Genomic DNA, 15886 nt, shown 5'->3' with positions numbered 1-15886 from the left:
GTCGCTTTTTACTCTTACATAATGCACTCTTAGTCATATCATTTTAACTATTAATCAATAGGTTAAAACACTTAAAGGTGTACTAAGCATTCAAAATTCCGTCTAAAAACGGGAGCGATAAGATATCAACTCAATCGGATAAATTTGAGTAGGACAATTTCAGGTTAATAAGATATTAATAAGTAGAAGATCTAACAAGGAGTGGGGAATTTTTGTGTTAAAAAATGCCACGGGTAAAAATTCAGCCCATAAAGGTTCTGGACAGGAGTTAAGGTCTTAATACTGACTATCCAAGAAAAGATCTGTAACGGGGAGCCAAAAACATCAGAGCAAAAGGCCTGCCCTCACCCTTATCAAGTACGATGGCAATCAAATGTGCTTTTGCTCATCCCGTCTTTGATGACTCAAGTATGTATGCCGTTAATCTACTGACTTATTGGTGCTAATTAGCGCATCATTTAGTTCAGCAAGTACACGTAAGACAAATTCCTTATCCTTGGGTGAATCAAAGCGGTATTCGAAGTAGTCATCTAAATCGTTTACTGCCTTTACATAAGCTTCAATAACTTGAGCCTTGTTGATCATGTTGTTGGCATTTATTGCGGTCATAACACTCACTACCCTGTAACTTTATTAATAACTAAGCTTCGAAAGTCTTGCTGCTCTTTAGAGTTTGCTCTCGGATGAGCTATCCTGTAGCAATCCATACCATTACTAGTAAATCTCCAGTACTTTTTGCTCTCCAGTTCCTTCGTTTGATACCCTCCAAAATACTTGTTCATGACAAGTTTAATTGTCTCATCGTTTTTACGATTACATCCAACTGCGAACACAATACTATCGGGTTTACAAAATTTGATCGTCTCAACCAAAAGCTCTGCGGATAACTTTTGAATAACCGAGAACTCTTCTTTACCGCGCCGTTGTGGCGATACCCCGTTATAATCCCAAGCATACAAGTTGGCATAAATAAGCTGTTGAGGGCTGAGAGAAAGCTCTTGAGCAAGCTTGGAGTAGAATCGTTTAAAGTGAGAACGATGAGAAACTTTTAACTCTCCGCCTTTCTTGTCCAATAAATGCCAAGAATATCGTTCAAACGCTTCATCAATGATAGATCGTAGGTTTTTAGTATCATTATGCTTAACAATGCGACTTATCGTATTTTTATTGTTGAGCGTATTCCATCTAGCAGTTTCCCTTCCTACTATCATTACGCGCTTGTTGGCAGAACTAAACTCCTCAAACGGATAAGGTAGAAAAACTCCTGAATACCTGTCTTCACCATTGATAAAGTCAGTACTATTAAGATCTTTTAGTACCGATTCATAGTTAGATTTTAGTAAGTTTAAGTCCATTTTTTTTACCGTAATACCTTGTTTTTCAAGGTATAGAGTATAACTTACCCATACTCATCAAACATTGAACCTTGTCAAAGCCACTGATATACATAAGGCCACGCTATGCAAAATATTTGCGAAGGACTTTTAAAAATTTGTCCTGAACTAAAGTATGTAAATGGATACATTATCTTTGGTTCGCTTTCAGACCTACCACCATACAACCAGTCGTATTACATAAATTGGCGAACAGATAGTGATGACTACTCAGAAGTGGATACAAAGGCCAAAGATATTGAAGAGTACATTACAGATATTTTGAAGCAATACACGTCCCCTAGCCCATCGCCTCATGGGTACTTCAAGATTAAATCTAGAATCATAGAATTTCAGCTAACAACACAAGATATCGTAGACACAATCTTGGATAACATAGATAAGGCAAATCAGCTGAAGGATTTTCGTATATAAAAACCTACACTCTTCCCTGTATAAAGAAAGAGTATGAGAAAGAAAATGTCTAACATCCAACTAGACTTACCATTAGGCCTAGTTGGATAACGAACGATGTAAAACGACGTCCTACTCACAAAATTCAAGGCCAAATATTCACCTAGTTTGCCACCATGACAATGCCCTATTTTTGTTTCTTTGACCGCTTTTTGTCTCTCACCCACAGTACAGAACCGTTCGTTTTTTTCATTTCAAATAGATCAATTGCCACAAACAGATCGCTTAGTTTTTTGAACCCGTAATTCCGTTGGTCAAATGAAGCATGATTAGATATATGGTTGCCAATTGGCCCCAAACTAGCCCAACCATTCTCCTCTTCAGTTGCCTCTACTGCTTGGCGCAGTAGATTCATTAAACGTGTATCTCTATGTAGCTGCTTGTCTTTTACTACTGGATGACGAGCCTCTTTGGGGTCATCATCCAGATACAAGAACTTAGAACAACTATTAACAAATGGCGACGGAGCCTTTCTTTCTCCAAAACCAATAACGGTTTTACCATCAGCCAAGGTTCGAGTTACTAAGGGCGTAAAGTCGCAATCAGATGAAACTAAGCAAATTACATCAATATCTTTTGTATATAGGACATCCATTACATCGATCACTAATGCCATGTCAGTCGCGTTTTTACCTCTTGTTAGATCAAATTGCTGAATTGGCTGTATCGCATGTTCATGCAGAACATCCTCCCATGCCTTAAGGTTCTGGTTTTTCCAGTTGCCATATGCCTTCCGAATATTAACAACTCCATAACGAGCGAGCTCAGACAGGATTTTATCTATCTTTTTTGCTGGAGCGTTATCGGCATCGATGAAAAGGCCAATTTTTTCTTTTTCTTCTTTCATTTTATTATCCTAGCTTTCTGAAGTTATATAACCCTTTGCTCATCCTACACTTGGTTATTAAACCAGCACGTAAGCTCCAGGAATATGCCCTCCAGCTTTAGCTATGTTTTGCTTAAGTTCGTAGAGGTTATCTTGCTCTAAACCTTGCCATTTCCTAAGTTCTTCTATCTGTCTAAACAAATCCAAAGTATTAACATTCTTAATCACTGCTATTCGATCACGTTCGCCAACGGCGGCATCGTAGTTACACCATTCGAAACCCTCGGGGATAGTAGATTCATGAGAAAGGTCTAATGGCTCTAAGTTACCGTGAGACATGTGGATCAATAGGTGATAGTTCATGTTCTCACTCAAATACACCTCTACACGTATAGTGTTCCAATTATCCAATTTTGGTAGGTCACGTATGGATGGAAGGTAGTCACTAATTAGCCTGATTAACTCTTTCTCTACCAGTTCGTTCGCTGGCCCATCATGCATTGAATGTTCTGGCATAAATGCAGCTATCCGCTTTCCAGTTAGAACAATAGGTGTTTTTGGTACAATAAGGTCAAGTCCATGATTGGTTTCACAACCAAATTGAAACTCGTCAAGCGCCTCGTTGAGTGACCACAATTGCCTCAAAACATGAAACGTCCCTTTGTCTGAAATCTGAAAACCATGTAACTTAGTAATCGAACAAAGTTGCTCAATGGAGGAACTCGTTACTATTCTATTAAATTCAATATCTTTACAAACTTTCGCAAATTCATCGGACTTTAATAGTAGGTTTACACTTCTAATCTGGTCATCTCTAGATGACGATTCAAAAAAACACATATAAAGAACCTCATCAATAACGCGGGTGGTAGACATGTATTGATAAACGTCACGCTGAAATCGATTCAAAGTTACAGGTATGTACTGCTCAAAGAACGACTCTAAGCTATCGTACAACTCTGCGAGCTCAAATCGACCAGGATCTCTTTTAGGTGACCCACACAAATCAATAATCTGCCTTATTTGGTTAGGCGTAACTTTAAGAGGTTTCTGTAAATTTTTGAGTTCGCTCAACCTTGATTCTGGAATACCAAAATCTTGCGCGAGATCTTTCTGCTTCTTACCCAAATTTTCGTAAAATGCAATAGCATGATTAATCCACCTAATGGACTCTTCTTTAGTCATGTTCATATTTAGACTTCCTCTTCATTCGTTGTAAGCAGACTATCACCAACAACAAAATCTGTAATTACATAATTTATGTAATTATCCGTAATTTGTTACACGGAAAAGTATTTCCATTAAGCACAAACAGATCAGATAGAAGCCTATGCCTGCTACTAGAGAACTAGCCCACAGAAAAATTAACGTCAGCATTACTGAGAATCAAACTATTCTTAGACATCTTGCATCCCTCTTCTTGAACTCGACTCTTAATTTTGTCCGCTAATTTTCCAGTGTTTGTACGTCTACATAATTCATTTAACTCATTTTGTTCATTTCAAATAAAAATCTTGTGGAAAATGACTAACTTTTGTTAGTTGTTTATAAATAAAAATTGGTTATATTTAATTAAAAACAAACACACTTGAGAATATGTTCACCTTAATAAATATGGTTTTTAGAACATCAAAAAGTCGTAATATTAAAATAAATTTAAAAAAATAACAATTAAAAATTTCAATGTCAGTTGATTAATAAATAATTAAATTTTATTATATAAGAATGAATACAAATAAACGGTTATTCATAGCTCTTTAAAAACTTAGTAATTAACTAATTTAAGAAAAACACCTTATCTAAAATTAGTAAACATATAATTAAGCGCACACGCGCACTGCAAAAAAATTATGAATAAAGCTTTTTAGCTACCCTAAATTCAAATAGTAAGCTTGTTCTTATTTTTCATATATTTAAATAATTAGCAAGCTGGAGTTTCAGAGGATACGTAACTTCGTTACTACCCCTTCAACTGCTTGAACTCCGTTGGCTCTTTAAAATTCGCTTCGCAATTTTCGCTGGCTGGTCGATTAACGACCAAAATGGCATCTTCGATGCCAAAATCGACTTTATTTGGGTTTCGTATCCCTAGCTTGGCAACACTGATGCCTCAAATGGCAACAACAGTGCCAAGCACAAAAAATTAACTCACTACCAAATAATAATAATAATAATAATGGTACAACTATGAAAAACAATAACGAATATAAAGAAAGCAAAAACAAAGGTGGCGCACCTAAAAAAGAAGCTCACCTTAAACAAAGCAAAGATCTACGATGCAAAATCACTAATGCTCAAAACGACGCTATAGTGAGAGCATACAAAGATGCTGGGTATAAGTATAAATCAGACTATGTTCGAGACTGCGTCTTTAGTGCAATTAAGCCTAAAGCAATAATCACTAAAACATCGCTAGAATTTCTTAAAAGCTCACGAAGTTATTTCAGCAACTTCAATCAACTGATGCACTCTTTACATCGGGGAGAACAGCTGAATGGGCACATGAAAGTATTCGTTGAAGACACAGTAAGTCTTCGAGATGAAATCAGGGGGCTTCGCGAGGAAATTAAAGGCGACATAAGCACCGACACCATAATCTCACTCGCCATCAATAATCTTTCACTTGATGAAGTTAAAGAAGTAGTGAATGGCTATAAGCTTAAGAACAGCAAAGCGAGAGGTGATGCATGATTGGATTTGAATGCAAACCGAAAGAGTCTGTTCAGACTGCAAAAGACGTCATCCAAATGATGCGTTATGTGTCTAAATCAGGTAAATGCGGCATGGAGGCCGCCGTTCCACTGGAAGTCGTCGATGACACTGAGCTAAACGCAGAGCAGATGCTTCTATATAGCGCAAACTCCAAGGAGGGCTCTGTAAGCGAGTTCATCACTTCAAATGAAATGAGATCAGCAGACGATATGATATTTAGACCCAACGCGACCGTTGAAAACTGGGACGATGTCATCAAGGAGCTAATTGAAGTTAGCAGCAGAAACGACAGATGCAAGCGCCCTCTCAAGCACTGGGTGCTCTCAAACCCAGAGGGCGAAGACTTAGCTAATCACCAATGGGCAAAAGTTGCAGAGCAATTTATGACAGGTCTCGGATACGAAAACTGCAAGTGGATTTGTTTTAAGCACGCGAAAGAGTCCAACCCACACATCCACCTCATCATCAGCCGAATCGACACGATGACAAACAAAGTCATCCCAGATTGGAAAGAACATGAGCGCTCCTTCCCATTAATTCGACAGATAGAGAAAGACTTCAAGCTAACTCGTCTAGCAAGTCCAGGCGACCTTCTAAAGCCAGAGCGACAACCTGATGGCACTTATGAAATGGTTCCTAATAACTGTGAACAAGGTGATCGCAGAAGGCCACATGTGAACGACATCATCAGGCGATTAAATGTTGTACATGACCAATTCCTCACGGAAACCCAAATAGAACCATCTCTGTCTGAGTGGATGCTGGCACTACGAGAAGCCAGTATCGGCGTCCAGTTTACATACACTAAAGACGGCGCAATCAAAGGCATCTCATATAGAATCAAAACTCAAAGCGGTGAGAACTTTATCTGTTCAGCCTCAAAACTAGGAAAGCAAAGCAAGTTTGGATTCAAAAAAATCAAGGACAGACTGTCTCATATCACCGATGAGCAACTTAGTATTGCGAAAGAAATATCAGCTCGTGAAACCAGGATGAGAGATGATGAAGAAAAGGACATCATCTCATTCAAGAAACTTGATGACATAAGATTGTTGGGCAAAAAGGTTTACGATGTTCAAGTCAAAATGGACGAACTTCATTTCTCCAAACATATTCTCAAAATCCTGCGTAAGAAACGAAACTTTAGAGCTCATCGAAAAGATGGAGTTTTTATTGTCAGTCGTCGATTTACAGTCAAAAATCTCGAAGAAACACCGAGAATGACAGGCCCCGAGTATCGTGCTTATCTTGAGCTAAAATGGGCCGAGATGTTTATCGATATGATTCTAGAATTTTTTGGATTTGACACTCGGGAAGTGCGCCCACCATCGACAGATATAAAGTTTGCAAAAGTACTTCTCGACAGTGAGTACCAAAATCTCTTCGGCTTTACTGAGAATCAAGAATATCATCATGATGGCCGTAAAAACGAAGTCATTGATACTATCGACCTAGAAATGCACATTAAAGGCAAACAAGGCTCAGGAGACGGGACAAAGAGCACTGCTAGAGCACGAACTATCGCAAATGACCTATCCCCTTCCCTATAAACGAAAAACGCCCCTGTGAGCAGGGGCGATGAATCTCCAGATTACCTTTTTATACGCTTTTCGCAGTCGCTCTGCATTATCTTCTCCCGAAGCATCTTGCAATGGCAGCGCGGGTGGAGGGGCTTTTTCAATCCGACGAATCTCTCTCTTACCTTATATTTAGTGTGTCTGAAATAGCTTATGCGAACAAGCCTTGCCGTTTGGAAGAGTCCGTCACTATACCAACAATAAACCTACGAACTTTAAATTATTGATAATCCGTTATTTATATTTAAATTTCATAACTTTGTTTGTTGATTATTAATTATTACCTTATATGTTTTATTTATAACAATTACTCGAACTAAATTTATTTAAATAGAGAAAACCTCAACTAGATGAATATTAACTTTAATACAACAATAGGAAAGTAAATTGTTAAGCCTTACTAGTTGATAATATTCATTTGTCAAATATTAACAAGAACCATTGCTATATTTATCCATTCCAATTAATATATCCATATACCAATAAAAATAATAAGAAATGGTTAGAAGCATGAATAATAAAGAGCGAATAATCGAACTTGAATACAAATTAAAAAATGACATTAAAATGCAGGGTAGTGATAATTTAACTGTACATTACCAAATTCAAAAGCCAGATTTCCAGCACATTGATGAGCTTCAAACGAATGATAAAAAACAAGTTTCATTACACATTCGAGCCACAGTGAAAAAGGACGGAAAGAAAGTTAAAGACGAGAGCGGCGTGATATTGAGCGCTAAGCTGCATTTAGCAACGAAAAAGCCAGTTTCAAAAAAAGAAGCTTTCGAGATATTTGGTACTGAGCTATACCAACCTGAAATCATGGAGCTGAAAGACAATCACTTCAATGCTCTGCAAGATTACTGTCAAGTTGCTGCATACAAAAATAATATTAGAAAGCAAAGAGAAGTCCAAAAAGGTCGAGACAAAGTCGAATTACAACATGGAATTACTACACATAGTCTCGCTGCCCCAATCCATCATGTTTGCGAGCAAATTGGTGCAATTGAATCTGTCGATCGAGTTACGGCATTTGAAGCTGAATCTTTACTACAAGCAGTCTTCAGACTTGAAGAAATTCTTAGAGCTAAAGGCATGGACGAGAAGGCTCTTCACAAACCTTTATCGGACTTCTCGATGCTGAACGACACTATCGCATCACAAGTGCACATAAAATATCAAGTAGCAAACAAGTCAAGAAAGAATCAGATTGAAGCCGATATTTTTGGAAGCCTTACAGACGAAGATGTACTGAGCATTCAAGAGATGACTCACAAAGATCACTCCTACCCTAGACAAGAGCTAGAGAAAAGGAAGAAAAAGATATTGGCAACTTCGCCGCAGGCGGTATTTTAAAATGTAAACACATCGCAACATTGATAAAGCAGTTAATAATTGGAATTCTTAAATTTTCTTTCGTTTTTTAAGAATTCTTAATTCGCTTAAGAATTGCTAAGAATTAACAATAATCGCTCCGAGTACTCACAGCTAAACATCCAGATCAAACCTCCGTCTGAGATTGGCCGTTCAATGTAAGTTCTCCTCTGCCTAACTAACTTATGCCCCAACATGAGTTTCGCTTCTAGAAAAACAGGCATCGAACGTTTTATTTTCCCTGAGAAAAACTAATGTCTAGAGCAAGTATTGCTCGTGAGTAACCATACGTTACTGGCAAATATGCATCTGCTGAGGATACAAGTTCAGAAACCGTTTGAGTCGCTTGGGGGGCAAAAGCGAGTTAGGCTAATGCCCCAGTTAACACTTATTAAGCACTCATGGGTAAATCTACAGGCGCTGACTCTGCCTGCTCTCCCATCATCATATTGTAGTGTGAAAGGTGGTCGGCATATTCAAAGACTTTTTTGAACACAGACATATATAGTTCTGTTGAGTCATCAGGGTGTTGAACATAAAGATCGTCGGGGAGACAGTGTGAACCATCATTAATCCAATGAAGTAATGAAGTGCAAACTTGTTGTTCCTGCAAATTCTCAAACTTTGACAATATATCTTCATCACTAAAGCGCCCGAGAATTTTGAAGTAATTCTCTATTATTCTACGCATAGTGTTTTGAATAGTAATCCCAGAGTTTGCATTCCGTTCTTTTAACTCACGCCACAGTAACTCGTATGATGACTCTATCGGGTTTTTCTGCTCATATGCACTTACGCTAGTGACATTGTTTGCTTTTCTTAAAATCCAAAAGTTAGTGTCTTTACAACCATTTGAACGACCATTTTGAAATGAAACTTCTTTATGAAAATAAACGTTGTGAGTCAATAATATAAGCTGTTTAATGCTAGAGTCTGACTCTGTTTTTATTTCACGGATAAGGTCTTTTACAAGAGCGCTGACGATGTAAAGCACATTGCTATCTAAACTCGAGATTGGATCATCTATGACTACAACTCGATCTTCAGTTATTTCTTCTTCTGAAAATGAACCTCGGGTCAGTTGATAGAAGTAAAGGAATGTTATGAAGGTGACTTCGCCTTCACTCAAAGTGTTTTTAACTTGCTCCCCATCTAATCGCTCAATGCAGTAATGATTAGGTAGTGTTGCTGATGGAGCTATCCTGAAGTTTAAGAAACCAAAGCTCACCAGAAGCCTATTTATTTCATCAACTGTGGGTTGAACACTCGTCATGTTACGACTTAGGTCTCTAATTTCCTGCGTTAGTTCAGACTCATTTCTCTTTCGTTGAGAAAGGGTCTCAGATATCTTAGTCAGCGCCTTAGTCAGACCTTTCGTTTTCTTGTTATATGCCTTTAAATCGTCTTCTACTTGATTGGTTAAAAATCTCCAAATTTCCTGCACAAAAATTGCTAGAGCAGAATCAAAGTCTCGGGCTAGTTTATTGTGCTCATTGAGGGAATCATTTGCTTTACCTATCAATTTATTGAGTTCTGTTATCTCATCTTTAGAACTTATCACCTCGATTCGCAGGCTGGCCTTTTCTGATTTCGAAATGAACTCTAAATGATTAGATTTAATGATATTTTCGAGAGAGGTTAAATGAGTTTGAAAAAGCTCGGTGTCGAGTTTGGTGTTGAGATTATTTTTCTCAGCAACCAAAGTGCGTTGAAACCCTTCGAGTAGTCTATCTGCCGCACTACGATAAGCATGCTCTAAGGTTTTAACCCGCTCTGTATCTCGGGCAAATGAGCCATCAAAATATCTTTCGAGATCGGCTCTAAATTCGTCGCCTATCGTATGTTGTTGGCAAAAAGGACAACGAGAGTCACTTGTTAAGAAGCTTCTACCTTGGTTTACCCAGTCGTTGTTACCAAGATGAGAAACTAACTCGGAGATTGCAACATCAGATTTACCAATGATGACTTTTAACCAGATCTCATCTTCTTCTATTGCTGAAAGAGTCGTATCAGCAGAAGACCCTATTAAAGGGTACACTGGTGGTTTATCTCCCAATAGAGTTCTACCTTTTGTTTGTAACTCCTCTAATGAAAGCAATGTCGTCGAGTCAATATTAAGGAACTCTGATAGCATTTTGTCTCGAAATCTTAATTTGCTACCTATAGAGCCTGTTAACGCAGAACGAAATTCTGACTCATACAATTTGAATACTTTCCAGCAACGCTCAGTGATATCTTTATCCGCCTCATTTTTTACTTCAGTTTGTTGGTTGAGGCTAACCGTGAGGCGTGAAATCTGTTCTTTTTCATTTTGTAATGAAGACCTTTTGTCTTTAATAGTATCAACTTGCTCTTTTGTTGCCTGCCCAAGAGTAAAAACGCCAGCAATGTCGCTTGAACCAAAGTTTTTCTCTCTGAACTCCTTGTTGTAGACTAGAGTGCTAAGTGGTCTCTCATTATCCCATGTGAGTTGACAGTTCTGATACTTTCCATCATCAGGTTGGCTCAAATAATTAGAAGCAGTAGTCTTGCCACAACCATTAGCTCCATAGATAAAATTAATCTTTTTTAAGTTCGAAAAATGAACACCAGTAGGGCTGTATGTTGCAACGTCTGCTAGCTTGATTGCGTGTATCATTGAAAACCTTCTTACCTGATACTGTAATAATGAACATGCTGAAGAGCATTAAGTCTCACAACTCTCTGAAATCCTCAGCGTACCCTCAATCTCGACACCTTTTTAATTTAGCATGACCAAGAAGCAACTGGATAGCACGCAAGTTATTGATTTTGCGGTAGATCAAAGAATCTTTGGTACGACGTAAAGAATGAGTGCCGTATTTTTTATCGAGTCCGATATCAGTAACCCATCGATTAAGTAGTAATGGTACGAGATGGTTACCCTTCACGTCGTGGATTTGGAAACAGATAGTCTGTTGGTAACAACGTCTCGGTAGTCGAGTTGAGATACATAAACTAATGCAGTGAATGTTATTTAGGTTTTCCAATCTAAATGATTTATGTCCACTTTCGCGTCAGAATGATTTTTAGTCTCTTACACCTTCTACCTCAGAAGCCCAATCCGTACTTTTAGACCAAAGGAAGTTGACTATTTAACACGACTTAATCGTTGGGTCGTATACTCACATTCCCGTTGAACAGTTCATTTGATTTAAATAGGTCACCACCATTTCATACCCAGAGATATTATAACTTAAATAATTGAATTATAAGAAGTTATTGACAACCACCGTCAGTCTGGCACTCTTGAATTCTGAAGTTATTAAGGAGCTCTAGATATGAATGATGTAAAAACAACAGTTGAGAAAATTGTTAAAAACTTCTCAATGTCGGCATATCCACGTGAGGCGTTTAATTATATCGATGACTCAATCGAACTTATAATAAGAAGCCCACTTAAAATGCCAAGAGAGCTATTAGAGGTTAGAGAATCTGAACTTTTTAATTCATCAATACCTGGATCCATAATAGCTCTTCAGAAATCTTGCCCTTCAATCGAACGCATTGAAATTCTGGACATAAAAATGCAAAACAAAGGGTTGTTCAATCTACTTGTAGAAAAGCTATTGAGGCTCGATAACATCGACTACGTGTGTGTCTGTGGAGTTACTAATCAATTGTTTCGTAAGTCACTGAGAAACAATGACAAGTGGGCACATCTAATTACAAGTGAAAGCATAGATCAGGAAGCTATAATGAAAAGTGTTCCATTTTTTAGACGAAATGAGCTGGAATATAAGAAATTTCTTTATGCTCTGGATCAATACTCAAACTCGACAAATCACATGTCCCAGTGGTGTAAAGACGCAAAAAAGCAATTAATTGAATTAGTTGAAAGTGAAGCATCAGATGACGAGTTTTTAGCTCTTCATATGAGAGACGCTGGTGTATTTGAAGGTCTTCGTGATGCTTTTATAGAAGTTTTTCGAGAAAGAGGTGTGGATCACTACACGTTTATAGCGACAGGTTATCACAACAATTTTTATACATCGTGCGACTTGTTTTTTGACAACAAGGCTCAATAGTATGCCGTAATTTCAATGCCAATTACAAACGCACTCTGATTATCGGGATAAAGACTAAATTAAACTTTCACCAAAACCTAAGACAAAGTTCCCATCATAGCCAACCATAGTGTGGCTATGATAGAACTTCATTGCTTGGTTTGTTTTTGAGAACTAGTAACCGAGTTGTAGATCTACACTGTCAAGACTGGATATCAAGTTAAGTTACTTTCCATACTCTTAGTTATTCATAAATTTATATTTAGGGAAAATACAGACACACTTTTGTCCAAAATTTAGCTAAACGACGCAACATTTCATGCAGAAAGATCTACGTAAAGATTAATTCTATCTATAATTGCTCGATTAGCGTGCCAATCAATGCCTAGTTCATTCTCAGGATTACCCTTTCAGCTTAAATGAACAAGAACCATCCATGCCCTTTCGATAAGTAGAACAGCCCCAGAAGTCGCTATATTTCCCTTTCCAGAGCTTCATTTCACTGCCGCAATTCTGACACAATGGACGCTCGTCACTACAGCTTTCATCTATACATACTTGAAGACCACTTTTGATATCTCGACTCATAGGGCTTCCACACTTGATGCACGGTGTCTCTTTGTTTTTGCATCTAGGATATAAAGAACACGACATAAACTTGCCGTATTGCCCTACTTTCAACCTTAATGTACCTTCACCACAGCAATGGCATGAAATCTTTTCAGCTTGCTGCTGAATGATTGATACATGAAACTCATTAGTTTCCACTAGATATCTTTCTTTAACTAGCTCTGTTACGAACTCACTAGCATCCATCATATCAACGAGAAGATAAGCTCGGTGTTTTGCACGGGTTAGAGCAACATAGAACAAACGACGCTCTTCGGCATGCTCAAACTTATCTCCTTGCGGTAACAGTGCATCCACAAGTGGTGGGGTTTGTTTTTGAGATGGAAATCCATGCTTTCCCGAGCTCAACCCCATTACTATGACATATTCGGATTCTTTTCCTTTTGAAGCATGGAACGATTGGTTTTCAATTTCCAAAGTCGGAAATTTATGTTTTAGGGTTCTTAATTGATGCAAATCAGGAAGTTGATACCAGTAACGAGCAAGAAGATAAACTTTATTCTTACTCGCCTTCTTGGAAGCCAGTACTTGGTTCGATATAGCAGAAAGCGCTTTTTCTAAAGCTGATAATCCGACCTCATCAGTACCTTGACGAACAATACTTACCGCAGGAGTATTCACATGGACTAGTGAGTTGATCTTTTTGTTCAACTGAACTGGGTTTTGAGTGACGAATCGAGTCGCTACGTCCCCAATAGAGTTGTTAAATCTAAACGTCATATCCAGCGTAGTTTCAGAAGTTGAACCGAAGTAATTGGAAAACTCTGTAGTAAGTCGTACATCGGCTCCGCTGAAGCGGTATATTGCTTGCCAATCATCACCAACACAAAACAATGATGAACCAAGGTAACTATCACGTAGTGCCTTAACAAGCCTAGCCCTTGGCTCTGAAATATCTTGGAATTCATCGACCAACAGGTACTTCCAAGAAGACAGGAATTGACCTGTTTGAACATACTGTAAAGCTTTACCTATCATATCGTTAAAATCTATAACTTGATGCTCTCGAAGGTACTTTTCATAATTGTGATATAACGGCATTAATAGTTCGAGTGCTTTAGCTGTTTGTTTAGAATCTATCGACTCTTTGATGATTTTGTTTATACCATCTTCATCCAGACACGCTGCTTTGTACATATCAACTAACGCTCCAAGCAGTTTCGCTAATTCTGTCACTTGACCAAGCTGCTCCAAGTTAGCTAACAGAGCGTTATCAGATACAGGTTGTGTTTCTACGCCGCGCTTAATCAGTTCATTTTCTAGCGCGTTAAGTAGTTTGCCGTTTTTATGTTGGTGGTAGAACACCTCCACATAACCCGTCTGATATTTCTTGTGAGTTTCCCGTTTCCACTTGATACTTGCATGATAACTTTCCTTATCAACATAAGGGGCAGTGTTTCCGTTTTCATCGGTGCCATAATATTCGATGTAAATATCATAATCAGGAAGGTAGAAATCTGGTTCATACTGACGATACTCACTGGTTGCAACATCAAATCGATATTTAGCTTCATATTCATAGTTGATGCCCTTACGCAACAACCAGTTCGCAATCACTAGCTCACCATAGCTTTTAACCTGCTCTCCCCTCATTGAGCGGATGTCGTTATCATTTAGATACTTAAGATGTGCTCCTTGAGATTCAAAATCCCAAGGGTTTTTGTCGACGTAGTAATATGAACTGAAATAATCGAGTAAGTTTTTTTTGTAGTGACTATCGAGCATCAATTTCTCGATTTCATCATTCATCCATTTGGCTTTAACTTTGGCGCTCTCTTCGAGCTTCGACAAGCTCGGTGCTTTACCCTCGATAGATGAAATGATTTTCACACCCAGACTATGAAATGTGCTCGCTTTCACATCATCGAAGCCTAGCTTTTCCTTGATTCTCTCATCCATCTCCTGGGCAGCAATACGTCCATAAGCAAGCAACAAAATATCATTTGACCTAGCTTGTCCGCTGTTAACTAGATAACCTGTCCTTCCGATCATTACACTTGTTTTACCCGTACCTGCACCAGCGAGTAGAAGGTTATTGTCGTTATCAGTCACACAAGCAATTCTCTGCTTATTTGTCAGAGGATTCGATTCCACACCATCAAAGAACAACTCAAATTGAGCAAGTTGTTTTGCTACATAACGATTGCGTATCTTATCTATATCCGAAGCATCCCAGTTTTGGATGTTAGTAAGTTGTGATGCCGTTTTCTTTGCCAATTCTGAAAGGCCTTGTACTTTTTCCCAGCCTTTCCAACGCTTAATTTCAAGACTCACAACCGACTGAATTTGCTCAATTGAAGAATCTCTAAGGAAATTAGATGTACATTTTGTGTAGGCATCATTTAGGAAGTCTTGCAAGCGCTCCGCACTTCGATTTGCCCACAATGGAAACAGTTCTTTTGAATATTGATAAGGAGTTAGATAGCCCAGCATACGATAACGATATGTTTGACCGTGTGAGACCAAAGCCAAACACCCGCCGTCTATAGAAAGATAGAGATGTGGTGGACAGTCGAGGTGCTCCCAATCAAAGCGAGCTTCATTTCCTCTTTCAACAACACGAATTCCATTATCGTCTACCGTTACCTCGATCGCTTTGTTAAAGAGACGGGCAATCGGGTTAGCAGTAAGAGTCCACAAAGTCATTGTACGCAGCCAGTTTAAGGTTGATGTATTTCGAAAGTTGCAACCATTGTACGGTAATTGTTGATGAATTGCCTTTGAGCGTGGTTAAGCACTGAGTTGATTTTAATGTTGACTGACAACTACTTTACTAAATTAGATTCATTACTATGACTAACCGTGTAATGGTTGAGTGAAGATGGTCATTTATTATACGGCACTCATATGCTGGGGTTTGTCACAGTTCGATAAAGAGGCCTGCTTCACCGAGGA

Annotated in this window: 10 protein-coding genes and 1 pseudogene; 4 read left to right on the top strand and 7 right to left on the bottom strand. The window is 38.4% G+C overall.

Annotation, left to right across the window (positions count from 1 at the left end; translation table 11 throughout):
* Positions 1-420: 420 nt before the first annotated feature.
* The 4 genes from AC3CH4_RS22020 to AC3CH4_RS22005 all read right to left on the bottom strand — a co-directional run bounded on the left by AC3CH4_RS22020 (position 421) and on the right by AC3CH4_RS22005 (position 3864).
* Positions 421-609 (bottom strand): hypothetical protein, encoded by a 189-nt coding sequence (locus AC3CH4_RS22020; protein WP_065113523.1) that lies wholly within the window; start codon positions 607-609, stop codon positions 421-423.
* A gap of 8 nt (positions 610-617) precedes the next feature.
* Entirely contained in the window at positions 618-1355 is a 738-nt protein-coding gene (locus tag AC3CH4_RS22015; RefSeq protein ID WP_488543833.1) for a hypothetical protein, read from the bottom strand.
* A gap of 619 nt (positions 1356-1974) precedes the next feature.
* Positions 1975-2694: an NYN domain-containing protein gene (locus AC3CH4_RS22010; RefSeq protein ID WP_016788570.1), complete on the bottom strand. Its 720-nt coding sequence runs from the start codon at positions 2692-2694 to the stop codon at positions 1975-1977.
* Between the two features lie 57 nt (positions 2695-2751).
* The gene (locus AC3CH4_RS22005) at positions 2752-3864 is read right to left on the bottom strand and encodes a helix-turn-helix domain-containing protein (RefSeq protein WP_488543832.1); all 1113 of its coding nucleotides are present in this window, start codon (positions 3862-3864) and stop codon (positions 2752-2754) included.
* Positions 3865-4860: 996 nt separating this feature from the next.
* Between AC3CH4_RS22005 and AC3CH4_RS22000 the strand changes: the two genes are divergently transcribed.
* The 3 genes from AC3CH4_RS22000 (at position 4861) to AC3CH4_RS21990 (ending at position 8318) form a co-directional block, all read left to right on the top strand.
* A complete protein-coding gene (locus tag AC3CH4_RS22000) occupies positions 4861-5364 on the top strand; it encodes a hypothetical protein (protein WP_488543831.1) in 504 nt (167 codons plus the stop codon).
* On the top strand, positions 5361-6935 hold the full coding sequence (locus AC3CH4_RS21995) for a relaxase/mobilization nuclease domain-containing protein (RefSeq protein WP_488543830.1): 1575 nt from the start codon (positions 5361-5363) through the stop codon (positions 6933-6935). Before AC3CH4_RS22000 ends, AC3CH4_RS21995 begins: the two co-directional genes overlap by 4 nt.
* Positions 6936-7472: 537 nt before the next feature.
* Entirely contained in the window at positions 7473-8318 is an 846-nt protein-coding gene (locus AC3CH4_RS21990) for a hypothetical protein (RefSeq protein WP_488543829.1), read from the top strand.
* A gap of 409 nt (positions 8319-8727) precedes the next feature.
* On the opposite strand, the gene AC3CH4_RS21985 is transcribed toward AC3CH4_RS21990, so the two are convergent.
* Both AC3CH4_RS21985 and AC3CH4_RS21980 read right to left on the bottom strand, forming a co-directional pair.
* Positions 8728-10974 carry an AAA family ATPase gene (locus AC3CH4_RS21985; protein WP_488543828.1) on the bottom strand — a complete coding sequence of 749 codons (2247 nt, stop codon included), beginning with the start codon at positions 10972-10974 and terminating at the stop codon, positions 8728-8730.
* 48 nt (positions 10975-11022) lie between these two features.
* Positions 11023-11285 (bottom strand): annotated as a pseudogene (locus AC3CH4_RS21980) (site-specific integrase); the annotation flags it as partial.
* 350 nt (positions 11286-11635) lie between these two features.
* Here AC3CH4_RS21980 and AC3CH4_RS21975 point away from each other — a divergent pair.
* Complete coding sequence (locus AC3CH4_RS21975) at positions 11636-12382, top strand: hypothetical protein (protein WP_488543827.1); 747 nt, start codon at positions 11636-11638, stop codon at positions 12380-12382.
* Positions 12383-12763: 381 nt separating this feature from the next.
* On the opposite strand, the gene AC3CH4_RS21970 is transcribed toward AC3CH4_RS21975, so the two are convergent.
* Complete coding sequence (locus tag AC3CH4_RS21970) at positions 12764-15637, bottom strand: UvrD-helicase domain-containing protein (protein ID WP_488543826.1); 2874 nt, start codon at positions 15635-15637, stop codon at positions 12764-12766.
* Between the last annotated feature and the right edge of the window lie 249 nt (positions 15638-15886).

The sequence above is a fragment of the Vibrio sp. QJM3NY_26 genome (assembly GCF_057786005.1).
Note: the sequence above shows the minus strand (reverse complement) of the source record. Positions and strands in the feature narration are given on the sequence as shown.